At 40.2% G+C, this 24,004-nt stretch carries 21 protein-coding genes; 10 read left to right on the top strand and 11 right to left on the bottom strand.

What is annotated here, in order from left to right; genetic code table 11:
- Window positions 1–29 precede the first annotated feature (29 nt).
- From B9A52_RS05810 to B9A52_RS05785, 6 genes are all read right to left on the bottom strand, one after another.
- Window positions 30–767 (bottom strand): 1-(5-phosphoribosyl)-5-[(5-phosphoribosylamino)methylideneamino]imidazole-4-carboxamide isomerase, encoded by a 738-nt coding sequence (locus tag B9A52_RS05810; protein ID WP_084119406.1) that lies wholly within the window; start codon window positions 765–767, stop codon window positions 30–32.
- 175 nt (window positions 768–942) lie between these two features.
- On the bottom strand, window positions 943–1,977 hold the full coding sequence (locus B9A52_RS05805) for a YCF48-related protein (protein ID WP_084119405.1): 1,035 nt from the start codon (window positions 1,975–1,977) through the stop codon (window positions 943–945).
- A gap of 8 nt (window positions 1,978–1,985) precedes the next feature.
- Window positions 1,986–3,464 carry an IMP dehydrogenase gene (guaB, locus tag B9A52_RS05800; RefSeq protein WP_084119404.1) on the bottom strand — a complete coding sequence of 493 codons (1,479 nt, stop codon included), beginning with the start codon at window positions 3,462–3,464 and terminating at the stop codon, window positions 1,986–1,988.
- A 200-nt stretch (window positions 3,465–3,664) separates the two neighbouring features.
- Window positions 3,665–4,285, bottom strand: a complete 621-nt coding sequence (locus B9A52_RS05795; RefSeq protein WP_231955504.1) for a hypothetical protein — start codon at window positions 4,283–4,285, stop codon at window positions 3,665–3,667.
- Window positions 4,286–4,425: 140 nt separating this feature from the next.
- Window positions 4,426–4,869: an ABA4-like family protein gene (locus tag B9A52_RS05790; protein ID WP_084119402.1), complete on the bottom strand. Its 444-nt coding sequence runs from the start codon at window positions 4,867–4,869 to the stop codon at window positions 4,426–4,428.
- A gap of 349 nt (window positions 4,870–5,218) precedes the next feature.
- Window positions 5,219–6,412, bottom strand: coding sequence for an RsmB/NOP family class I SAM-dependent RNA methyltransferase (locus B9A52_RS05785; protein ID WP_084119401.1), 1,194 nt, complete (start codon window positions 6,410–6,412; stop codon window positions 5,219–5,221).
- A 116-nt stretch (window positions 6,413–6,528) separates the two neighbouring features.
- On the opposite strand from B9A52_RS05785, the gene prfA reads away from it, so the two are divergent.
- From prfA to B9A52_RS05770, 3 genes are all read left to right on the top strand, one after another.
- The gene (gene prfA / locus B9A52_RS05780) at window positions 6,529–7,608 is read left to right on the top strand and encodes a peptide chain release factor 1 (RefSeq protein ID WP_084123411.1); all 1,080 of its coding nucleotides are present in this window, start codon (window positions 6,529–6,531) and stop codon (window positions 7,606–7,608) included.
- A gap of 234 nt (window positions 7,609–7,842) precedes the next feature.
- Window positions 7,843–8,385, top strand: a complete 543-nt coding sequence (locus B9A52_RS05775; protein ID WP_084119400.1) for a GNAT family N-acetyltransferase — start codon at window positions 7,843–7,845, stop codon at window positions 8,383–8,385.
- 33 nt (window positions 8,386–8,418) lie between these two features.
- Complete coding sequence (locus B9A52_RS05770; protein WP_084119399.1) at window positions 8,419–9,558, top strand: BamA/TamA family outer membrane protein; 1,140 nt, start codon at window positions 8,419–8,421, stop codon at window positions 9,556–9,558.
- 216 nt (window positions 9,559–9,774) lie between these two features.
- Here the strand turns inward: B9A52_RS05770 and B9A52_RS05765 are convergent, their stop codons facing one another.
- Complete coding sequence (locus B9A52_RS05765) at window positions 9,775–12,102, bottom strand: M1 family metallopeptidase (RefSeq protein ID WP_084119398.1); 2,328 nt, start codon at window positions 12,100–12,102, stop codon at window positions 9,775–9,777.
- Between the two features lie 70 nt (window positions 12,103–12,172).
- Window positions 12,173–12,754, bottom strand: coding sequence for a HupE/UreJ family protein (locus B9A52_RS05760; RefSeq protein WP_084119397.1), 582 nt, complete (start codon window positions 12,752–12,754; stop codon window positions 12,173–12,175).
- A gap of 89 nt (window positions 12,755–12,843) precedes the next feature.
- Here B9A52_RS05760 and B9A52_RS05755 point away from each other — a divergent pair, with 89 nt between their 5' ends.
- Window positions 12,844–13,332 (top strand): DUF6702 family protein, encoded by a 489-nt coding sequence (locus B9A52_RS05755; RefSeq protein WP_084119396.1) that lies wholly within the window; start codon window positions 12,844–12,846, stop codon window positions 13,330–13,332.
- A gap of 4 nt (window positions 13,333–13,336) precedes the next feature.
- Here the strand turns inward: B9A52_RS05755 and B9A52_RS05750 are convergent, their stop codons facing one another.
- Complete coding sequence (locus B9A52_RS05750) at window positions 13,337–13,849, bottom strand: 3-hydroxyanthranilate 3,4-dioxygenase (RefSeq protein WP_084119395.1); 513 nt, start codon at window positions 13,847–13,849, stop codon at window positions 13,337–13,339.
- Window positions 13,850–13,988: 139 nt separating this feature from the next.
- Between B9A52_RS05750 and B9A52_RS05745 the strand changes: the two genes are divergently transcribed.
- On the top strand, window positions 13,989–14,981 hold the full coding sequence (locus B9A52_RS05745) for a dipeptidase (RefSeq protein ID WP_084119394.1): 993 nt from the start codon (window positions 13,989–13,991) through the stop codon (window positions 14,979–14,981).
- A gap of 162 nt (window positions 14,982–15,143) precedes the next feature.
- Entirely contained in the window at window positions 15,144–16,274 is a 1,131-nt protein-coding gene (locus B9A52_RS05740) for a BamA/TamA family outer membrane protein (RefSeq protein ID WP_084119393.1), read from the top strand.
- 110 nt (window positions 16,275–16,384) lie between these two features.
- Here B9A52_RS05740 and B9A52_RS05735 read toward each other — a convergent pair whose 3' ends face one another.
- Window positions 16,385–17,395, bottom strand: a complete 1,011-nt coding sequence (locus B9A52_RS05735; RefSeq protein ID WP_084119392.1) for a dipeptide epimerase — start codon at window positions 17,393–17,395, stop codon at window positions 16,385–16,387.
- Between the two features lie 83 nt (window positions 17,396–17,478).
- Between B9A52_RS05735 and B9A52_RS05730 the strand changes: the two genes are divergently transcribed.
- The 4 genes from B9A52_RS05730 (at window position 17,479) to B9A52_RS05715 (ending at window position 22,277) form a co-directional block, all read left to right on the top strand.
- Window positions 17,479–18,963, top strand: coding sequence for a M14 family zinc carboxypeptidase (locus tag B9A52_RS05730; protein WP_084119391.1), 1,485 nt, complete (start codon window positions 17,479–17,481; stop codon window positions 18,961–18,963).
- A gap of 68 nt (window positions 18,964–19,031) precedes the next feature.
- Window positions 19,032–19,589: a LemA family protein gene (locus B9A52_RS05725; protein ID WP_084119390.1), complete on the top strand. Its 558-nt coding sequence runs from the start codon at window positions 19,032–19,034 to the stop codon at window positions 19,587–19,589.
- Window positions 19,586–21,484, top strand: coding sequence for a DUF2207 domain-containing protein (locus B9A52_RS05720; protein WP_084119389.1), 1,899 nt, complete (start codon window positions 19,586–19,588; stop codon window positions 21,482–21,484). The genes B9A52_RS05725 and B9A52_RS05720 overlap by 4 nt, the downstream gene beginning before the upstream one ends.
- Window positions 21,485–21,545: 61 nt before the next feature.
- Window positions 21,546–22,277, top strand: coding sequence for an SIMPL domain-containing protein (locus tag B9A52_RS05715; protein WP_084119388.1), 732 nt, complete (start codon window positions 21,546–21,548; stop codon window positions 22,275–22,277).
- 12 nt (window positions 22,278–22,289) lie between these two features.
- Here B9A52_RS05715 and B9A52_RS05710 read toward each other — a convergent pair whose 3' ends face one another.
- Window positions 22,290–23,861 (bottom strand): Rne/Rng family ribonuclease, encoded by a 1,572-nt coding sequence (locus tag B9A52_RS05710; RefSeq protein ID WP_084119387.1) that lies wholly within the window; start codon window positions 23,859–23,861, stop codon window positions 22,290–22,292.
- Window positions 23,862–24,004 lie beyond the last annotated feature (143 nt).

Below are 24,004 nucleotides of genomic sequence, written 5' to 3'. Positions count from 1 at the left end.
CAAAAAATAAAGCTGGTTAAAAACCAGCCTTAAACATTCTCTGCCATAAATTTATCCAAATCAGCAAGGCTGATTAAGTTTTCGTAATAAGCCCTTCCAAAGACCACTGCCGTAACGCCCATATCCTTTAGTCGTTTGAAGTCATCAATGCTTCTGACTCCGCCGCTGGCCGCCAAATGGATTTTGGGAAATTTGCCTACGATTTTTTTGTAGAGGTCAAAATTCGGTCCTTCCATGACTCCGTCCCGGGTCACATCTGAGACCTTGAGGTATTTGAGGCCCCTTTCGTAAAAAAACTCTATATGATCAAAAAGATCAATTTCAGTTTTCTTCAGCCACCCTCTGGTTTTTATTTTCAAGTCCACTGGATTGGTGTCTGCTGCCAGAATGATTTTTTCCCTACCATAGGAAACCAACCACTGGGCAAATCTTTCGGGATAGGAAGCGGCAACTGAAGCCGCTGTGATTGTCTTTGCACCAAATTCAAATGCTTTAAGGACATCTCCATCGGTGGAAATACCTCCTGTAAAGTCCACGATCAAATCAGTGTATCCGGAAATGGCCTCCAAGATATGGTAATTTTTTGGTTCCCCCCGGCGCGCTCCATCGAGGTCTACTAGGTGAAGCCATCTTACCCCATGGTCTTCAAATGCTTTTGCTATTTCCAAAGGATTATTGGAAATCACTTCCTGGGTCGCAAAATCACCCCTTTTTAAACGGACGCATTTGCCGTTGATCAGCCAGATAGATGGGATAATATCAAACATAGTTGTATAATTCAATAGGTTTAAAAAGGATTTCTTATGTCAGGGATTCGATCAGAATAATGCAATATTCTAATCCAGATCGGATTTAAAGATAATACAAGAAAACAGAATTCGGCAAACCTCCATGAAAATGTTTGGTGAAATTAATGGGGTTTATGACAAAAACAGTATCAAATCAATGCATAAGCCTTGCTATCCTACCATCATTACCAGAAGCCCAAAGAGAACTGCTTGTTTTATCGAGTTTTACAGCATGGAACCCCTCATTCGAAAATTTTTCCCAGTTATCTCCGCCGTCTTTTGAAAAATCAGTACCATTAGGTCCGACAGTTACCAGCCAATGAAATCTTGGAAAGTACTGCACTCCGGAACGGTATCCTGATGGGGGAGTACCACTTCCGGAACGCCATGTTTGACCCTGATCTGAAGAAATAACCAAATTTTTTCCGTTTTCATTTATCGTCTGGAAATCCCCACCCACTGCAACGATAACCCCGCCTCCCAATTTTGTCATGGAAAATATACCATGACTGTCCTCCTGCTGGATAATTGGAGCAAAATAAACTTCCCAAGTATAACCGTTATCTCTAGAATGATATATTTTACTGTTTTTCCCAGCACTTGCAAACCAGATATTTTCATTATCAACTAAAATACTTGAACCGCTTGCTGCAAAGGAGCCCCCTCCCGGAGGACCGGATGGTGACAATTCCAGAAGACTCCAGTTTTCTCCTTCATCTCTGGTTTCGATCAAAATCCATTTGCCATCAACTACATCTCCTATAACATAACCTCTCTTTTTATGAAAAGCCATTCCATCATAAAAATCAAATTCAGTACCCTGGAATTTTTTTTCCCAATTTTTACCACCATCATTGGTCTTGTAGATGACCGCAGGCTGACCTGATGAAATGACTATGGCTATATTGGCATCAATCGCCTCTATATCTCTGAAATCGACAGAATCCAATCCATCAACAATACCAAAATCCCAAGTAAGGCCTCCATCAAGCGTTCTTAACCAGGTGCCGTTGGATCCACTTGCCCAAATTATCTTTTCTGTCAATGGAGAAAGGCCCCTCAGAGAAGATTTGGTAGGCGTATCAAGCTTCTCCCAACCCAAGGGTTTTTCAGGGTATTTAGGTTTTCTGTTTTCGGAACATCCGGCAATCAGAATTACCATGCAGAAAATTAGAAGGCTATTTTTCATCGTTTAAATTACATCTTCGCAGAATAATTTGGCGCTTCACGGGTGATACTTACATCATGTGGATGAGATTCTTTGACTCCTGCTGCGGTAATTTTTACAAACTTTCCGTCCTTTTGCAAGTCTTCAATGGTCTTGGTACCACAATAGCCCATTCCGGCCTGCAAGCCCCCTACCAATTGATATAAAACCTCTGAGACAAGACCTTTGTAAGCGACTCTGCCTACAATTCCCTCAGGAACAAGTTTTTTAATATTGTCTTCAGCATCCTGGAAATACCTGTCTTTTGATCCTGATTCCATGGCTTCCAAAGAACCCATTCCCCTGTAGGATTTAAATTTTCTTCCTTCAAAAATAATCATTTCTCCAGGTGCTTCTTCTGTTCCTGCCAAGAGGGAACCTATCATGATTGATCCTGCACCTGCGGCAATGGCCTTGACCAAGTCACCGGAATATCGGATACCGCCATCTGCAATGACGGGGACATTTTTGCCTTTCAAAGCCTCGGCACACTCAAAAACTGCAGAAAGCTGTGGAACTCCTACCCCTGCAATCACCCTGGTGGTACAGATACTACCCGGACCCACTCCGACTTTTACTGCATCCGCCCCGGCATCAGCCAATGCCAAGGCAGCTTCCGGTGTGGCAATATTTCCTACAATGACATCCAGATCCGGAAAGGTTTCTTTAATTTTTCTACAGGTATCCATCACGCCTTTTGAATGGCCATGAGCGGTATCAATTGAAACTACGTCAACTCCGGCATTTTTCAGGGCATCCACCCGCTCAACAATATCAGCAGTAACCCCAACAGCTGCGCCTACCCGTAATCTTCCGAATTCATCCTTGCATGCATGTGGCTTATCCCTTCTTTTCAAAATATCCTTGTAAGTGATCAATCCGGTCAATTTATTTTCTTCATCGACAATGGGAAGTTTTTCTATTTTATATTCCTGAAGAATTTCCTCTGCCTGCTCCAAAGAAATCCCCGCCTTGGCAGTGATAAGGTTTTCTTTGGTCATGATATCTTTGATTTTGACATGTGGATCTTTGATAAAGCGAAGATCCCGGTTAGTGATGATACCCATGAGCGTTCTTTTATCATCCACAACAGGAATACCCCCAATATGGAATTCACGCATAATGGCTTCAGCATCTCTTACTTTTGAATTGATATCCAAGGTAATGGGATCCAAAATCATCCCTGCCTGAGAACGCTTCACCTTCCTTACCTGTGCGGCCTGCTTCTCAATGGACATATTTTTATGGATAAAGCCAATTCCACCTTCCAATGCAATGGCAATTGCCAATTCAGCTTCTGTAACCGTATCCATAGCGGCAGAAGCCAAAGGAATATTCAGTCTGATGTTTTTGGTAAGTTGAGTGGAAGTGTTGGTGTCGCGCGGTAGGACTTCAGAGTATCCGGGGACTAAAAGCACATCGTCGTAGGTGAGTGCTTCAAAGAGGAATTTATCGTGATTTCGATTCATAGCAAATATTGGTTAGGTAACCCTATTTGCCCGTCAAAGATACACACAATTTCCAATGCCAATCAAACCGATGTCAAATAAAATTCATGTTTAGTACCAATTCCATCTTAGAAAAGGAATTTTCTTTGGTTATCGCCAGTTCATGGCCCGAGGAGATCTTTACATTTTCCGATTAATGATTTCAAACCATCCTTACAGGTTTAGGATATCATCGAAATTCCCCTTCCAGCTAAGGCATTCCACAAAGTGCCCAAAGAAAGCAGGAAATATATGGTTCCAAATACAATGACCGGTATGGATTTGTCTCTCGAAAAATACCAGGCAAACAGGGGTAAAACCTGCAGCGCATGTAATCCGAGAAAATGAAAAATCCTGAGATCCCCATAAGATTTGGCCCAATTCAGAAAAAATACTCCTTCCTGACCATCAGGTGCACCAACAGTGTGGCCTAGGTTTGCAGCCATCAAATAGCCCTCTAAACTTGCAACAATAAATATCAACATGCCAAATTGTATCCCAATTTTATACCCTGATGGGAGTGTATCAACTATTCTGAATAATAAAAAGGCCCAAAAAACCATAATTGTATTTATCAAAATCGCTATCCCCATAATCTGAAAAAGTATGCCGTTGAAAAGCGAACTGATATTGAAATGAGACATTTCTCCTCTTGCAGCCTGACCGATGATGATAACCTGTTCGATCGACAACATTAAAATAATAACCCATTCAATCTTATTGACTTTATGCTTTTGTGGCAATTCATAAAGGAACCATGCAATGGTCCATGCAAAAACTCCAATGGATATAGCAAATTTCATGGGTTTGAACCATACGCTTATCCCGAACAAAATCCTTTCATCGAAAAATGAAATACAAAGCATAAAGAAAAGCAAAAGAAAATTTATAGTTCCAAACCATCCTAACTTGGGACTCCGCCTATAAACTTCCCTTATCAGATTCATGGATGAAAAGGACTTTGATTTAATTTTTTAAGTTTTATTCCCCGAATTAGAAAATAAGTCAACAATCCCACCGGGCCTAACATAAATGTGAGAATCAAACAGGGAAAAACAATCCACCTGTTGATATCTTTTTCCCAGGCATCTTTGGTAATCCACATGCCTACAAAAAGATCAAATACCAAATAATGAATCCATCCTGCCAACAAGGCTTCATCTGAACCAAAAAGAGCTTTGACCTCGGCCAAACTACCAAATCCACCTTCCGAATCTCCTCCAAGTCCCATCACAATATAAAAGAGATAGGTCAATGCTAAAATGATAAACACTCCCGAAAATAAAGTTTGATAAATCCATTTGCGTGGATAAAAAATAAATAAGGTAATCCAGGAAAAAAAGGCCAATATGCTGGCCATTCCAAATACGGCTTCTAGTGTAGACATGATTGGGTTGATTTTAGAGTTTGATTAAAACTACAAAAATTCTACAGCAGTCTTTAAATTAGTTGAAAAAAATTTGACTGGGCAATCTCCTCTTTCAATCCAAAACCTGAGCTATTACTTTTGGCTAAAGCCTATTTATGCTTTGCACTTGTTTGAGAATGGGCCAAAGCCGCATTCCTATTCTTTCCTTTCAGAATTGATGATTTTTCAAAGTGCAAGAAACCACTCTCAGGTTTACAAAATACACTTCCTTCCTCCACCTACCCAACATCGGCCTGCCCTCTGTGGCGGTTCATCTGACATCGGTCAAAAAGAACATTGAATACGAAAAACCATAAAAGTCTTTTTCTTAAGCTTCTTTCCTCTTCAACTTAGCAATATAAAACCCATCAAACCCACTTTCCTGGGCCAAAACTTTCTGATCTTCCAAAAGCTCAAACTCCTTTCCTTTTTCAGATGCCAAAAATTTCTCCACCTGATGCTGGTTTTCAGAAGGTAATATGCTGCAGGTAGCATAGACCATGATACCTCCTTTTTTCACCATGGAAGAGTAATTTTGTAAAATTTCTTCTTGGATTCCCTGAACTTTTGTTATTGATTCAGGGGTCAATTTCCATTTGGTGTCAGGATTTCTTTTCAATACACCCAATCCGGAACAGGGAACATCCAAAAGCAGGCGATCAGCGGATTCACTCAGTCTTTTGATGGTTTTATTCCCTTCAATCACTCTTGGTTCGATGATACTGATACCATTTCGTCTTGCTCTTATTTTAGTATTTTGAAGTTTCCAGCCCTCCGTATCCATAGACAATATCCTGCCTTTATTCTGCATCAATGCCGCTAAATGCAGAGATTTACCTCCAGCCCCTGCGCAGGCATCAATTACCCGCATGCCCGGTTCCACATCCAATGCCGCAGAAACCAGCTGGGAAGAAGCGTCCTGTACTTCGAAAAGCCCTTCCTTAAAAGCGGCATTTTTGAAAACATTTTGCCTTTTGGCCAGGACCAAGGCGTCTTTGTATCCCTTAGGGGCGTAAGACTCTATTTCTTCCCCAGCCAAGCGGTTCATCAATTGTTCCCTGGTAATTTTAAGGGTATTTACCCTCAGTACAACTTCGGCCTGCTGATTGAGGGTGTTGATTTCCTCCTCCCATTTATCGCCCAAGAGTTCGGCGCCCATTTCATCCAGCCAGTCCGGGATAGATTGGATCACTGCTCTATTATTCAGCCTTTCATATTTCCTGTGGATGGTATCTGAATCCAGACCTTTGAATTCTTTCCAGTCAGGCAGTGTCCTTCCCTGCAATAACCAATAGGTACCAAAAAGCTGATAATTGTCCTTGGAGGGGCTCAAAAAATTGATCAACCTCCACCAACGCACCATATCATATACCGATTCAGCAATAAATCCCCTATCTCTTGCACCCCATTTGGGGTTGGATTTGAGGGTTTTTTCTATCACCTTATCGGCGTAGCGGTTTTGATTAAAAATTTCATCTATGGCATGCACTACGGCATAGACTGTATTGGTAAAGAGCTTCATATTTTTTCTTTTGAAAGGACAAAGATAGGAAGATTCCCAAGAGCGGAGTGTTGAAATCCAAAATCCCTACTATGGATATTTTTGCTAATTTTGCCCTTCTCATTAAAAAAAGATTTATGCTTGACAAATTACAAGCGCTGAAAGATAGGTTTATCGAAGTTGGCCAGCTCATCATACAGCCCGATGCCATGTCAGACATGTCCAAATATACCAAGTTGACCAAGGAATATAAGGATCTGGAAAAAGTGGTGGCTTTATATGATGATTATAAAAATGTATTGGAAAATATTACCAGTACAAAAGAAATCTTGGACAAAGAAAAAGATCCGGATTTCAGGGAAATGGCAAAAATTGAACTGGACGAATTGAAGGATAGACAAGGAGAACTGGAAGAAAAGCTGAAACAGCAATTGATTCCTAAAGATCCAAATGATTCCAAAGATTGTATTCTTGAAATCCGTGCCGGTACAGGTGGAGATGAAGCGGCTATTTTTGCCGGAGATCTTTTCAGGATGTACGAAAGATTCTGTGAAAAACAGGGCTGGAAATTGACTGTACTCGATTTGACTTTCGGTTCTTCGGGAGGTTACAAAGAGATAATCAGTACCATTACCGGAGCGGATGTGTACGGGATGATGAAGTTTGAGTCAGGTGTGCACAGGGTCCAAAGAGTACCTGCTACTGAGACCCAGGGCCGAGTACATACATCTGCTGCTACCGTTGCAGTCCTTCCTGAAATGGATGAAGTGGAGGTCAATATCAATATGAATGAAATTCGCAAGGACACTTATTGTTCTTCCGGACCAGGTGGACAATCTGTAAATACGACGTATTCTGCAGTTAGGCTTACCCATATCCCTACAGGACTGATAGTAACCTGTCAAGATGAAAAGTCCCAGATCAAAAACTTTGAAAAAGCCTTAAAAGTACTTCGTTCCCGTCTCTATGAAATAGAGCTGAACAAACACAATGAAGCAGTGGGCGCCCAAAGAAGGTCCATGGTGGCAAGTGGAGATCGGTCTGACAAAATCAGGACATATAATTATTCTCAAAGCCGGGTAACAGACCATAGAATCAACAAAACGGTTTATAACCTTCCGGATATCATGGATGGCAATATTGAAGAGTTTATTTCAGCCTTAAGATTTGCCGAAAACCTTGAAAAAATGAAAAATACCGGAATGGAAGAAGGATGAAGGAGAAAGGATAAGGGATAAGGGTGACATTACCGATAAACTAAGAAGGAATGGGGATTTTTATTTTAAATGAAGATTTGGGTACAGGGATTTTCCGAAGTCTTGTATCTTGTGTCTTGTGTCTAAAGTCTCTTATCTCACGTCTCAAATCTCACGGCTTTCAAATAAACCCTATTAATTTTTACAGAAACTCATAAAACTGACTTATCTTAATGCTTTAAAAATAATTTTTGCATGAAATTACAGGGAAAAGGAAATATATGTTTGGTTACGTGGAATGAAGGACATTACCATCATCTTTATCCTATTGCCAACAATCCAAAAATCGCTAAAAATCTAAGAGATAGTTTCCCATCTCCCTATACCATCCATGATGCCCGTCACTGGATAGAGCATAATCAAAAATTCAATCCTCCTCAAAATTTTGCCATCGAATTTGAAGGAAGATTAGCAGGTTCGGTAGGTTGTGAAATTGGTAAAAATGAATTGAGAACCAATATGGAGGTTGGTTTTTGGCTTGGAGAAGCTTTTTGGGGCAAGGGCATTGCCACTGAAGCTTTGCAGCTTTTTACAGAATATGCGTTGGAAAAATTCCCGGAAGTATTGAGAATTTATGCGCAGGTGTATGACTTCAATGTACCTTGTATGAAAGTGCTTGAAAACTCAGGCTATGAACCGGAGGCCATCCTTAGGCATGCCTATATCAAAGATGGAAAAATCGGGGATTTATTTCAATATGTCATAGTCAGGGAGGAAGTAGAAAAGTTTTTTGACTGATACAAAATAAAACTTTAATTACATTTGCCCCATATGAAATGGGCTACCTTGCTTTTTTTGATCCCGCTTTTGGTAATTCCGAAGGTCTATGCCCAAGTGGAATCAGATTCTATCCATAAAGCCGGTTCCATAGAAAAAGTTTTTGACTTAGGGGACAAGGTCATCAATATGATTTCGGGAGAATCATGGGCTTTTATTCCTGCGGTAGTCTATTCACCTGAAACCAGCCTAGGTATAGGAATCAGGGCAATCAAACTTTTTAGGCACAAAGGAGAAGAAAGCCCCAATCTCAGACCCTCCTCTTTGCCCATAACTTTACTGTATACCCTCAACAATCAAACTATATTCTCAACAGAGCTGGATTTATGGTCCAATGAAGACAAAGACCATATCAATACCCGGTTGGAATTATCCAATTTCCCGTTTCGGTATTATGGAATAGGCAATGACCCTATTACAGAAGAAGGTGAATATTATACTACCCGATATGCCTATTTCCATTTCAATTATGAAAGAGAAATTTTGCCGGGTCTTTATTTTGGTCCACGATATGAATTTAGGATAGATGATATAAATGAAAGGGTTCCGGGAGGTATTCTTGAAACAACTCAGGTTCCGGGCTATGATGGACAAAGGATTTCAGGACTGGGTCTGTTACTGACACTGGATACAAGAGACAATATTTTTCAACCTACAAAAGGCTGGTTGAACCGTGTCGGATGGATGGGTTTTGCTTCTTTTCTTGGAAGCAATTTTTCTTTCAATCAGTACAACATTGATTTTAGGAAATACATTAAAACCAATGATAAACAGGTATTGGCATTGCAAAGCTGGCTGAGTTTCACCACAGGAAATCCGCCATTTCAGCATATCTCGCTGATAGGTGGCAGTGACCGGATGCGGGGTTATTTTGAAGGGAGATATCGAGACAATCATGCCATGGTCTACCAGGCTGAATATCGCATCCCAATTTATAGAAACCTTGGCATGGTTGCATTTGCCCATACGGGACAGGTTGCCTCACAGGTTTCAGAATTTGGCTTGAAAAGATTCAGATATGGAGGTGGATTTGGATTCAGGTACCGATTGAATCAGGAGGGATTAAATATCCGATTAGACTTTGCAATTGGCGATCAAAAAGCTTTTTATTTTGGGTTGAATGAGGTGATTTAATTGCTCATAATCAATTTCCGTTTCAAAAAATGTTTACAAAAACTATGTGCTATATATGGACTATGTGTTAAGTCATGGATCCTTCTATGTTTTACTTAGGGTTTACCCCACAAAAAAACCTTCGAGGTCCTACCGTCGCGGTAGGGAAGACCTCAAAGGTTTAACATTTGGGAGAAAACCTTTGGGGTCTTTTTTTGACCCCGAAGGTTAAGGTTTTTACTTCCTTCTTGCTTTTTTCATCGGATTATCTCCTGAAGATACTCCTCTGGCACCGCCGGTTCCTTTAAACAATTCAAACCTGCTTGGTTCAAACTGTCTTGGCCAGTAGTTATTGGATTCGTCTATATCGGCGGTTTCTCTAAATGGATCAAGTACAATATTCTTCACTTCTTTCTTCTTGGCAAATACTTTGGAGACTTCCCATTCATTTAATCTCCAGATTTCTGCTGGAATTCTTTCAACATCTGAAGTTCCATCTGTATAATTGAACTGAATGATCAGGGGCATGACCAAGCCACCAATGTTTCTGAATTTCAACTCGTAGAAATTCAAGCCACTGTTAAGCATTTCTTTTTCCTTTGGACTTAATCCAGCCATAAATTCTTTATAGGCGCTTTCATCATCAGGCGTCACCGCAAATGGATTATAGGTATAGTAAAAATCTCTGGTGGCCGGATCTGCTTCCACAACAGTCACAGGTGTATCTTTTAAGTTGTAGGTCTTGCTGACATAGGTCTCTTCCCTATCAAAGGCTTTCTTTTCATCCGCTTTTTTCTCGGCAGGGGTTCTATTGTCCAGTTTGTACCAGTTCACAGTCTCCAAGGAGATATCTACAGGATCTGTACCATAGAACCAACCTCTCCAAAACCAATCCAAATCGATTCCTGATGCATCCTCCATGGTTCTAAAGAAATCATCGGGAGTTGGGTGTTTGAACATCCACCGCTGTGAATACTCCTTGTAGGCATGATCAAACAATTCACGGCCCATAATGGTCTCTCTCAAAATATTCAAACCCGTTGCCGGCTTGGCATAGGCATTCGGTCCAAACTGGATGATATTTTCGGAATTGGTCATGATAGGCTCCAATAAATGTTTTTCACTTCTCATATAAGGCACAATCTTGTGGGCAGCACCTCTTCTTGAAGGAAAGTTTCTGTCCCATTCCTGTTCGGCTAGGTATTGCATAAAGGTGTTCAGTCCTTCATCCATCCAAGACCACTGACGTTCATCAGAATTGACGATCATTGGAAAATAGTTGTGTCCCACTTCATGAATGATTACTCCGATCATTCCGTTTTTGATGGCTTCGGAATATGTACCATCTGCATCAGGTCTCCCGTAATTGAAACAGATCATCGGATATTCCATACCATTAGAAGCTTCCACAGAGATGGCTACAGGATAGGGATAATCAAAGGTTCGGGCTGAGTATGATTTTAGAGTATGCGCAACAACCCTGGTGGAATACTGTTCCCAGAGTGGATTGGCTTCCTTGGCATAGTAAGACATGGCCATCACTTCATTGCCGCCTTGTTTTACTGCCATGGCATCCCATATCAGTTTTCGGGAAGAAGTCCAGGCAAAATCCCTCACATTCTCTGCATGGAATTCCCAGGTTTTTTTGTCTTTGGCTTTTTGTTTTTCCAATCTCTCCACTTCCGCTTGGGTACGGATGATTACAGGTTTGTCAAAAGTCTTTTTAGCGGTATTCCATCGGTCCAATTCAGCAGAGCTCAATACTTGTTCAGGATTCTGAAGCACACCCGTAGAACCCACCATATGGTCTGCAGGCACTGTGATTTTCACTTTATAATCACCAAAGGTCAGCGCAAATTCTCCCCTTCCAACAAACTGCTTGTGCTGCCAACCTTCGAAGTCAGAATACACCGCCATTCTTGGAAACCATTCAGCCATGGTATAAAGGTAGTTTCCATCCTTTTCAAAAAACTCATAACCAGGACGTCCACCAATAAAACTCATCCTGTCATGGATATTGAAAGTCCAATCCATGGTAAATTCGGTTTTTTCACCGGCTTTTAAAGGCTGGGGTAAATCCACCCTCATCATGGTTTTCACAATGGTCACAGGAATATCATTTCCTGACATATCCTTTACGGAAAGTATTTTGTATCCCAAATCCAGGTCATGCCAGAGTATGCTTTCAAGTTGTCTCATGGACATTCTCGGATTGATCTTGCTTTCAGCGATTTTTGGGGTATTGGAATCCTTGGCGCGCTCATTTTGGTCGAGCTGTATCCAAAGGCATTTGAGATCATCCGGGGAATTGTTGAAATAGGTGACTTTCTGCCAGCCTTTGATAGACTGATTGTCATCATTCAGTTCAACTTCAATTTCATGATCTGCTTTTTGTTGCCAATACATGTGCCCCGGTGCACCGGAAGCTGTACGGTAAACATTGGGTGACCTCAGCATGGGGCCTAACTGCTCAAATCTTTCTGCATGATTCTGCTCTGACCACTGGGCCATAGCCGAAAAACCACCCAGAAAAAGCAGCATTAAAACGATGGATATTTTTTTCATATTTATTCTTAATCAATTTATTAACTCAATATTTCAATTTTTCAATATTAAAATTTTCCAACCTCCAAACCTACCAAAACTTTGTATCAATCATCATCATCACTGCCATTCCAAATACAACCGAGGATATGATCAAAGCCCAGTCTTTTTTGTTTACCCCTACTATCCCGACTAAGATCCCTGCCACCACCATAAAGATAGCCACAATCACCAACTGACCTACCTCCAATCCTAAATTAAAAGCCAATAAAGGTTGAAATATCGAAGCTTCCTTTCCCAATAACGATCTCAGGTAATTGGAAAAACCCAAACCATGGATCAATCCAAAGAAAAGTGCAAAGAAATAATTGACCTGAATTCCCCTGCCTGAACTTGGTTTGGGAGAAAGGATATTACTGAATGCTGTTATGGCTATTGTAACCGGAATTAGAAATTCCACCCAATCAGAATTGATACTGACCAATTTCAGCGTAGCCAAGGCCAAGGTGATAGAATGCCCTATAGTAAATGCAGTAACCAGAATGATGATTTTTTTCCAGTCCCGCAATACATAAATGGCACAAAGTGCTACGACGAATAATATATGATCAAACCCTTTTAGGTCCAGGATGTGTTGAATACCTAATTGAAAATACAGTTGAAACTGTCCCATGCACACTATGATAAATTATAACCTGAATAATTTTCAGGACTGCGAGTATAATGTATAATTTGCAAAGAAAATAAAATAAAGGAAGCCTTATGCAATTGAATTACATTTTCATGCTCTTTTTGGGATGGAAGGTGTTTTTTCACCCTTTCTACATCAGTCTGACCGAAATCCGCTACAATCCGGAAAACCAAAGCTTGGAAATAGCACAGAAAATATTTTGGGATGACCTTGAAGTAGCGTTGACTAAAATTTATGAGACCAAGGTTGATTTTCTCAATCCAAGTAATAGCGATGCATTGGAAGAAATGGTTAAGTCCTACATATTAGAAAAAAATGAGATTATGGTCAATGGCCAAAAGTTGAACTTAGACTATCTTGGATTCGAGATTGAAGAGGAAGCTGTTTGGTTTTATATGGAGGCATTGAAAGTCCCTTCGCCAAATAATGTCCAAATTCGTAATGAAGTCTTGATCGAACATTTTGAAGGACAACAGAACATTGTCAACTTTTATAAAGAACAGAAACCAAAAAGCCTGATATTGTACAAGGGAAAGGAAATGGGGACGTTGAATTTTTGATAAATTACTTTTCCATAACAGTCCCACATTTTTTACATTTCGTATTTTCCGGATTGCTCCAGAATCTTTCCATTATCGGCGGCAATTGATTGACTATATCTGTGATTTCGGCATATTCTTCATAAAGCTTGTTTCCGCAGTTTTCACAGTGCCAAATGAAGCCATCTTTCTCACCCGGCTTGCGGTACCTCTCCATTACTAATCCAATGGTATTGGCAGGCCTTCTAGGGGAGTGAGGGGTCCTGGCGGGCAATAAAAACATATCTCCTGCTCCGATTTTGATATCCCTCACCTCGCCTTCATCAACTATTTTCAGGGTTATTTCCCCTTCCACCTGATAGAAAAATTCCTCCCCTTCATTATAATGGAAATCCTTTCTTGAATTGGGACCTCCGACTACCATGACAATAAAATCATCATTGCCTTTATACATGACCTGATTCCCAATAGGTGGTTTTAAAAGGTTTCTGTTTTCTTCGATCCACTTTTGAAAATTGATAGGTTTAGAAACTGCCATCTTGAATGATTAATTTTTATTGAATTGAATAAGTTGATTTCAGATTCCAATTCAAAACTTGATTAGAAATAATTGAAATTAAAAGTATTAAAAAACTATCGTTTTTTGGTTTATTTGAACCTCCAATTCTTATAATTTTATGAACCTTCCGATAATTGATACCCACTGCGATATCTTGTCCTACCTGGCAAAAATCCCAAATGCCTCTGCAGATAATTCAGATGATATAGCTTGTTCCATTCCTTTGTTGAAAAAAGGGAATGTTAAAATGCAGGTTTGTGCCATCTATACAGATGTGGCACCAGGAAGTATGGAGCTTGCGACCAAACAGGCACATAAATTCAGGGAAATGCTCATTAACCATTCCATGGATACCTGTCCAGCTAATGGGGAATTTCTCACAAATATCCTTAGTAGTTCAAAAATCGGCTTGGTCACCGCAGTTGAAAATGCTGCTGGATTGGCGGATGAAAAAGTCCCTATCTCTAAGGCCTATAAGCAGTTGGAAAATTTGATCCAGCTTACGGGAAGGATTGCTTACATCAGCCTCACCCACCATACAGAAAACAGGTTTGGTGGCGGAAATTATACTAAAGGTATCGGATTGAAGGATGATGGAAAAAGGCTTCTCGATTATGTTTCTGGAAAAAGCATTGCTATCGACCTTTCCCATACCTCTGATAAGCTTGCCGAAGGTATCCTGAACCATATTGATTCATCAAAGCTTGACTTACAAGTGATTGCGAGTCATTCCAACTTCAGGCACATCTGGAATCACAAAAGAAACTTAACAGATGAATTTGCCAAAGAGATCATTCATCGAAAGGGAATTATTGGGGTTAATTTTCTTAGAGCCTTTTTGGATGACAAAAATCCGGAAGGAATTTTAGACCACATTCTTTATGGATTTGAAATCGGTGCAGAAGATCAGATTTGTTTTGGCGCAGATTTTTTTTATACCAAGGATTTCCCTGATAAGAAACGTTTTCCTTTCTATTTCCCTGTAGTCGAAAATGCTTCCAAATATCCCTCTCTTTTACAGATATTGTCACAACAGCTTTCCAATCAACAATTGGAAAAACTTGCTTATGGAAACTGTCAGCGATTTTTTTCCCAATTGTGGAAAGAATAATAATTCCCAACTCACCATATTTTATGATATTCAGTGAATATCATAAAAACCGATGAATTGATTCAAGATGAATTTATCGCTAAGACTTGGTATTGAAAGTGATTAAAAATTACACACGCATCATTTGCAACCTTCAAATCATTCTTGCTGTTAGTAGCTAGTATGCCCAAAAAGTGTTTTTCACTGATATTGATACTGTCTCTTTGTAGCTTCCAAGCTTTTCCCCAAAGCTTTGCAAGGAAGTATATCAATGGAATCCTGAACGATACTTCAGACATCAGCAAGCCCCAATTTCTGATTTATCCCACTTTGGCCTTTGCCCCGGAAACAAGCTGGGAAATCGGGCTTTCCTCCCTATTGGTCTATTATGCCAAGAGGGATACCACAAACAGACTCAGCGAAATCAGTGGTTTTACCTTTGTCACTTTGGAAAACCAATATGGAATATGGTTTGATCACGCGATTTACTCTGACCAAAATAAATGGTTTTTTCTGGGAAGGATCAGGTTACAGAGTTTTCCCCTGAAATACCACGGCATAGGGATGGATACGCCTGAAGATTACTTGGCCTTGGTCGACGCAAATCAGATTATGATTAAAGAACGGGTATTGAGGGAAATTAAACAAAATCTTTATTTTGGACTGGAAGCTGATTTTCAGCGTATCTCAAGGGTAGATTTCCAACCTTCCTCTGAAGCTCCTGAATTTGATCTTCCTTTGGGCTATGCCGGTTCCACCAACTTGGGTTTGGGCTTAGGATTGGTCTATGATGACAGACATAACGTGCTGAATGTCCGAAAAGGTCGGTTTTCAGAACTGGCCCTATTGCGATATTTCCCTGCTTTTAGTGATTTTGGTTTCAATACGATCATTTCAGATACAAGAATCTTTCAACCCGTAGGTAAAAACAATGTATTGGCTTGGCAGCTATTGGGACAGTTCAATTCCGGAGATGTGCCTTTCAACCAATTGGCGCTGATGGGGGGAGACAGCATGATGCGGGGATATTATTTGGGTAGGTTTAGGGATAACAATCAAATCGCTACTCAAGTTGAATTGCGGATGTTACCTTTGCCTTTAGGATTTTCAAAAAGAATCGGGGCTGCAGTTTTTGCAGGAACAGGTACGGTTTTTCCCGATTTTTCCAAATCTGCGATCCACAAGGTTGTTTGGTCTGCAGGTGGCGGATTACGTTTTTTACTATTCCCCAAAAAAGATATTTATACCCGGTTTGATGTGGCCTTTACCCAAGAGGGGACAGGATATTATTTGTTTATTGGGGAAGCTTTTTGAGTCTAGGAGAAGCGAGAAATAGAACGCTGATGACGCAGATTGAGCAGATTGTCGCTGATAAGTTCAGAGCAAATCATAAAAATCAGCATCATCTGTATTCAATCAATCCGTTAAATCAACTCCGCCCCAATCCCGTTTCTATCCGGGAAAGTTACCCCTTCGGGTGTAATATGCACCCCGTCAGCAATGTCTTCAGCCAACAGCATTGCTCCATCCATATCCACATAATCCAACAATGGGGCAATATGGGCGATAGCGGAGATTCCAATAGAAGATTCGGTCATGCAACCAACCATCGTTTTCATTCCCAGGGATTTGGCTTGTTTGATCATTCTCAAAGCCGGAGTGATTCCTCCTGCTTTGACCAACTTGATATTAATGCCATGAAACAACCCATGACATTTTTTTACATCTTTTTCTACGATACAGCTTTCATCAGCAATCAGGGGAAGTTTACTGTGTTTGAATACTTCCTTCATTCCTTCCAAATCATCTTTTGGCAAGGGTTGTTCCATAAACTCCACATTCAGTTTGGCCAATTCTTCAGAGTATTGAATTGCTTGTTCCACGGTCCACGCACAATTGGCATCTATTCTAAAAGTGGCGTCAGTGTGTTTACGAAGTTCCCTGATGATCTCCATATCGTGGTCTGTTCCAAGCTTGATCTTGTATAAAGGCCATTCTACTTCTTTCATCTTGGAAACCATATTTTCAATGGTGTCTATTCCGATAGTATAATTTGTGACCGGTATATCCTTAGGATCAAGTCCAAGATATTCATATAGTTTTTTACCCTGCATTTTGGTAAATAAATCCCAAGCAGCCATATCCAATGCACATTGCGCAAAAGGATTTTTGGTAAAACTGAATTTACTGATTTCCCAAAGTTCCTGGGGCTTCTCCCAATAACCCAATTCTACAAAGTCCCGACTTTCCTCTAATGTTTTTGTAATATTTTCGGCAGTCATCCCGTAAAAAGGATTTGTCGTGGTCTCACCCAAACCAATAAAATTTCCCTCTTCCAACTTCACAATAACAGTATCCTGTATATCTCTACTTTGATGGGCAATGGTAAATGTATGTTTGAGCGGTAAATCCTTGACGAAAAATGATAGCTTCATGGGTATTTATGATTTTGGGCATAAAGTAAATGTATTTTTTTGTTAAGTTCATAACTTGAAAGATAAAATAACTAAAAGCTCTCATGAAGAAAAAAAATAGTTTCGGGATCCGAATGTTTCAAATTCTTGTCTTTAGCCTGATTTTCTTTTCCTTGTCCTGCCAAAATCAAGTTGATCCAGTAATGGATATTGGTTTTTTAGAGACTGCTTATGAAAAATACCAAGAACAAAGTGTTCAGACCAGAAGATTCAAATACGGAGAAGTAATTCATTTGGTAAAGGACCGGAAAGGAGATTTCCTAGTGGAAGAAATAGGGAAATCGGTAGAAGGAAAAGCTATTTATCAGATGAATATTGGGAACGGGCCCATTAAAATCCTGCTTTGGTCTCAGATGCACGGCAACGAGTCAACAGCAACCATGGCACTTTTTGACTTATTCAATTTTTTTGAAGGCGAAAATGACGGTATGGATGAAGTCCGAAACAAATTGAAAGAAAAACTAAATATAAGATTCATTCCCATGCTCAACCCCGATGGTATGGATCAATGGATGAGACGAAACGCGTTGGATATTGATTTAAATCGGGATGCTGCCTCATTGACCTCGCCTGAGGCTGTGATTTTAAAGAATGCCAGAGATTCGTTTGAACCTGATTTTGGATTCAACCTGCATGATCAAAACATTTATTATACTGCAGGAGAAACTCCCACTCCGGCCACCATTTCCGTATTGGCACCCGCTTACAATTTCGAAACAGAAGTCAATGATATCAGGAAAAGAGCCATTCAGGTCATCGTGGGAATGAACAGGTTGATTCAGGAAGCTGCACCGGGACATGTTGGGAAATATGATGATGCTTTTGAGCCCAGAGCTTTTGGAGACAATATCCAAAAATGGGGGACGAGTACCATTTTGATAGAATCAGGAGGATATCCCAATGATCCGGAAAAGCAGTATATCAGAAAACTGAATTTCATGATCATCCTACATGCACTGATTGAAATAGCAGACTCTAGTTACACGAACTATTCCTTGGATGATTATTATGCCATTCCTGACAATGCCACCAGATTGATGGATGTAATGATAAGAAACTTGCCGATGCAAAAAGGAGATTTAACTTACAATATAGACTTGGGTATCAGACAGCGGGAAGTGGATGCACATGGCTCCTATTTTGTAAATGGAGGAATTGAAGATTTGGGTGACTTGTCCATTTTTTATGGGTATGAAGAGTTGGATGCTTCAGGAATGGAAATCATTGAAGGAAAAATCTATGAAAATGCCTTTGAAAAACCAGTAGACATTACCCCTGAGAAAGCCTTGGAACTGCTCCGGGAAGGATTTCTTGCTGTGAAGGTTGAAGAAGCGGAGGAAAGAGAGTTGTATGATTTACCGATTTTGGTCTTGAGAAATTCAGGTGCTATACCTTTTGGAATCCGAACAGGTGGAAGTCCTAATTTTTATCTGGCAAAGGATGGGGAATTGAAATATGCCCTGGTCAATGGCTACCTGATCAATCTGGAGTCCCCGAAAAAGACTGATTTTAAACAGCGAGTTCTTTGACAAACTGCTGTTGATCATTGAATTCCATAAAATTTTATTTAAATTGATCTGAACTTAAACGATAAAAAATGACCACTATCCTACTTATTGCCTGCATTGTATTGATTCTTGTTTTTTATGTCATCAGTATCTACAACCGCCTGATTAAACTAAGAACAATTGTCTCTGAAGCTTGGAGCGGAATAGATGTACAACTTAAAAAACGTTATGATCTGATTCCAAATCTTCTGGAAACCGTAAAGGGCTATGCGTCTCATGAAAGGGAAACATTTGAAAGTGTGACCAAAGCCCGAAATGCAGCTCAATCCGCTCAGGGAGTGCTGGACCAACAAGTGGCTGAAAATAACCTCAACCGTTCTCTGATGAACTTATTTGCGGTAGCAGAACAATATCCTGAATTAAAATCAAATACCAATTTTCTTCAGATGCAGCAGGACCTGGCATCCATAGAACAGGATATCGAAAGATCCCGAAGATATTATAATGGTTCGGTGAGAGATCAGAATATTTTGATTGATTCATTTCCAAGCAACTTGGTTGCCAATAATTTTGGTTTTCAAAAATCAGCGTTTTTTGAGCTTGATAATGAAACCGAAAGGGCTGTTCCTAAAGTCAATTTCAAGTGAAAAGGTACATCTTTTTCTTTCTGCTAGTTGTTTTTGGTCAAACACTGTATGCACAGGAGGAATATATCCGGTCATTCCATTCGGATTTGCAGGTAGATGCTTCCGGCATGTTGACTGTTACTGAGACCATCGAAATATATGCTGCCGGTGAGCAGATCAGAAGAGGAATTGTGAGGACCTTGCCTTTGTCTGGCACGGATTACCGTTACAAAACTGTCAAAACCGATTATAAGGTCATCCATGTAAAAATGAACGGCGAGGACAGTCCTTATGATACAGAAAAGAAGCAGGGAAATTTGTTTATTAATGTTGGTGACGATAGTTTTTTGGAACCTGGCTGGTATACTTTTCAAATAAAATATACTGCTGAAGGGCAATTGGGCTATTTTGAGGATTATGATGAGCTCTATTGGAATGTGAATGGCTTTGGTTGGGTTTTTAGAATTGCAAGCATTTCAGCAGCTGTCCAAATTCCTCAGGAAGCGGAATTTTTACAATCTTCATGCTATACAGGATATTCAGGCTCTACTGAACAAAACTGCAGTACAGAAACGCTTCCCGATGGTAGAATGATTTTCAGGGCAGAAAACCTTGCTTCCGGGCAAAATCTCACTATAGCAACAGGATTTACAAAGGGAATTGTAAGTCTTCCGCCTCCACCTACTTTTTTTGAACAGTTTGGTTTATTGATATTTACAGGTATTATGACCTTAGTCCTTTTGGTCTATTACATCTATACCTGGCGGAAGTATGGGGTAGATCCACCCAGCCCTACTGTCATCCCTGAATTTAATCCTCCTTCTGATTTGTCCCCAGCTTCTATGGGTATGCTGCATAAAGGATATTTCTGGGGAGAGTTGATATCCGCCTCCATAGTACATCTGGCAGTGAACGGTTATCTTAGGATTGAAGAAAAAAGTAAGGACCAACTCTTCGGGTTAATTAAGTCCACCGAATTCCATTTGGTAAAGTTAAAAGAGGATGATGATGCTTTACCCAAAGAAGAGCGGAAGCTGATGCAATATTTTTTCACCAATGGCAATGTCGCGGTCATTGATGGAAAATACAGCAGCCATTTTAAAAGTATGTATCAGGCCTATATGAACAGTTTGGTGACTGAGCATAAACCTTTTTTAACACAGGGAAGCAACTGGAAATTTTGGGTAGGCCCAGTTTTTATTTTTATTATTTACGCTTTGGTAGCAAGTAGATTTGATTACAATTATTATGGTCCACCAACAACGCTGGATTTTAATATTGGAGACTTACCAATACTTCCTTTGGCTATTTTCTTTGTGGTTTTCATCAGTATTTCTCTTATCAAAAAAAGGGGAACAAACTGGTTGTTTTTTTCCTTGATTGGGATGTTGTTTTTGGGGGGATCTTTTTATTTATTTTCCAATAGTGCCATTTCACTGAATAATTTTACTCTTATTGTTTTTATTGTTTTCGCAGTAATTTCCTTCTTTACCTATATCTATCTGATCCGTCAACCAAGTGAGGAGAAACTGGATTTAAAGGCAAGAATTGACGGTTTCAAAAGGTATTTGAGTGCTGCTGAAGAAAGACAACTTCAGATGTTCAATCCTCCAAAGTTGACTCCCGAAGTATTTGAAAAGCTCCTTCCCTATGCCATGGCATTTAAAGTCGATAAAATCTGGGGAGAGAAATTCCAAACCTTAATGGAAAGGGCCAGCCTTCAAAATCAGCACCGTACTTCTTGGTATTCGGGTTCCCGAGCATATTCCTATGGTGCATTGGGGAATCACATCAACAGATCCCTTACCAATTCCATCAATAGTTCCTCAGGGACCAATAGCAGTGGTGGCAGTGGATCATCAGGAGGGGGTTCTTCCGGAGGTGGAAGAGGCGGCGGAGGCGGAGGTGGACGTTGAGTTCTATATAATATTATGGTATATTATTGTAATTTTAAGGAAGTAATTCATTTCTGCTATTATGAAAAAACATCTTACCGCTATCATTTTTGCTTTGTCCATCATCATTGCAGCTGCAATTTTAGGCAATGCCATCATCAATAGAAATAAAAAATCCGGAACTGTTGATGTCACCGGCTTGGGAGAACAGAATTTCACTTCTGACCTTGTGGTATGGGAAGGGAATTTCAGCAGGGAAAATTATGATATAAAAACAGCCTATTCTGATCTTGAAAAAGACCGGAAGGCAGTCACAGATTATTTGGTGGCCAAAGGAATTCCCAAAGAACAGATTATTTTCAAAGCGGTCAATACAAATCCTCTTTATGATCAAAATTACAGCAGCAATGGAAATTTTATGGGCCAGACTTTCAAGGGTTACCAATTGAATCAGTCCCTTCAGATTGAATCCAAGGAAGTGGACAAAGTAGAGCAGATTTCGAGAGAGATAACCGAATTGCTGCTTCAGGGAGTAAAATTCTATTCACAGCCACCCAGATATTATTACACAGAATTGGAAAGTCTGAAAATCGAAATGATTTCCAAAGCCACAGAAGATGCAAGGCTAAGAGCGGAAAGAATTGCAGAAAATTCGGGATCAAAATTGGGCCGACTGATTTCAGCCAATATGGGCATTTTTCAGATTACCGGACAGAACTCCACGGAGGATTATTCCTGGGGTGGGACTTTCAACACCTCTGCAAAAAATAAAACTGCTTCGATTACGATGCGGTTGAGTTATGGGGTGAAATAAAAAAAGCGGGACCTATTCGGTCTCGCTTTTTACAGTTAGTTCTATTTCTTCTCCGGATTCATCTAGGAATCTGTACTCCGTCACCGGGAGGGAAGAGTCTTTTGTCAGTCTAACCCACTTAAAGTATTTGAAAAACCACCTTACTCTCGGGGAAATAAACCCGTTGGTAAAATACGCATACAGGTAAGGGTGTAATCCTATTTGGATGTGGGAAACATTCTGGATAGTAGCAATATGCTCGAGGTCTTTTTCCAATTGATCGGCCACCAAGATGGAGGCCTGAATCTTTCCTGTTCCATTACATGCCGGGCAGGTTTCTTTGGTGACAATATTGACTTCAGGTCTGACCCGCTGTCTTGTAATCTGCATCAGACCGAATTTGGTCAGCGGCAAGACGGTGTTTTTGGACCTGTCATCTTTCATCTCTTCCCGCATCGCATCATAAATGACCTTCTTATTTTCGGCCTTTTTCATATCGATGAAGTCAATGACGATGATACCTCCCATATCCCGGAGGCGCAATTGTCGGGCAATTTCTTTGGCTGCGACCAGGTTGGTTTTTAATGCCGTCATTTCCTGTTCGCTTTCTTGGTTCGACTTGTTCCCACTGTTGACGTCTATGACGTGAAGGGCTTCGGTATGCTCAATGATGAGATAACCGCCCTGTGGGAGACTTATCGTCTGACCAAACAAGCTTTTGATTTGCTTCTCTATTCCAAAATTTTCAAAGAGCTTCGCTTTTCCGTTGTAAAGCTTAACAATTTTTTCCTTTTCAGGGGCAATAGATCTGATATAAGACCTGATTTGATCATAGATCAATTCATCTTCTACGGTGATTGCATCGAATGATTCGTTGAGTAAGTCCCTGATTATAGAGGACGCCATACTCATTTCTCCGATTACCTTGTCGCGGCCTTTTGCTTTGGCCAGTTTTTTCATGCCCTCTTCCCAAGTAGTGTAAAGGTTCCTCAGGTCTTTGTCAAGTTCTGTGACAGACTGACCTTCGGCTACTGTTCTGATAATTACACCAAAATTAGATGGCTTGATTGAAGTGATTAAGCGGACCAATCTTTTTCTTTCTTCCGCACTTCGTATTTTTTTGGATACGTTGACAGTGTCGGAAAAGGGAACTAAGACAATGTACCGACCGGCAATGGAGAGCTCACACGATAGTCTTGGACCTTTGGTAGAGATGGGTTCTTTGACCACCTGTACCAATACCTGATTGCTTTTTGAAAGGACATTGGAAATTTTTCCAAGCTTTTCAATATCAGGCTCCTTTTCAAAACCCTTCAGATTCAGATTGGGATAATTATTGTTGCGTACCAGTTTTGTAAACTTGTTGAGGCTGTTGATCTGAGGACCCAAATCCTGATAATGCAGGAAGGCATCCTTTTCATAGCCTACATCAATGAAAGCTGCATTGAGCCCATTGACAATTTTACGGACAGTACCCAAATAAATATCTCCGACCTTAAATTGGTTTTCTCCACCTTCTGAGTGGATTTCTACCAGATTCTTATCTTTTAAAAGGGCGATGCGACTACCGGTTGGAGCAGAATCAATTAATAATTCTGTGCTCAATCGTGTCTGGTTTATATGTTAATGAACGTTTACTTTAAAAACTCAAAAAGAAGAAGTGAATTACTTCTTCTTATGTCTGTTTTTTCTAAGTCTCTTTTTTCGCTTGTGCGTGGAGATCTTATGTCTTTTTCTTTTTTTACCGC

It is taken from the genome of Aquiflexum balticum DSM 16537 (assembly GCF_900176595.1).
In the GTDB taxonomy this organism is placed as follows: Bacteria; Bacteroidota; Bacteroidia; order Cytophagales; family Cyclobacteriaceae; genus Aquiflexum; species Aquiflexum balticum.
This window is presented reverse-complemented; position numbering and strand designations above follow the sequence as displayed.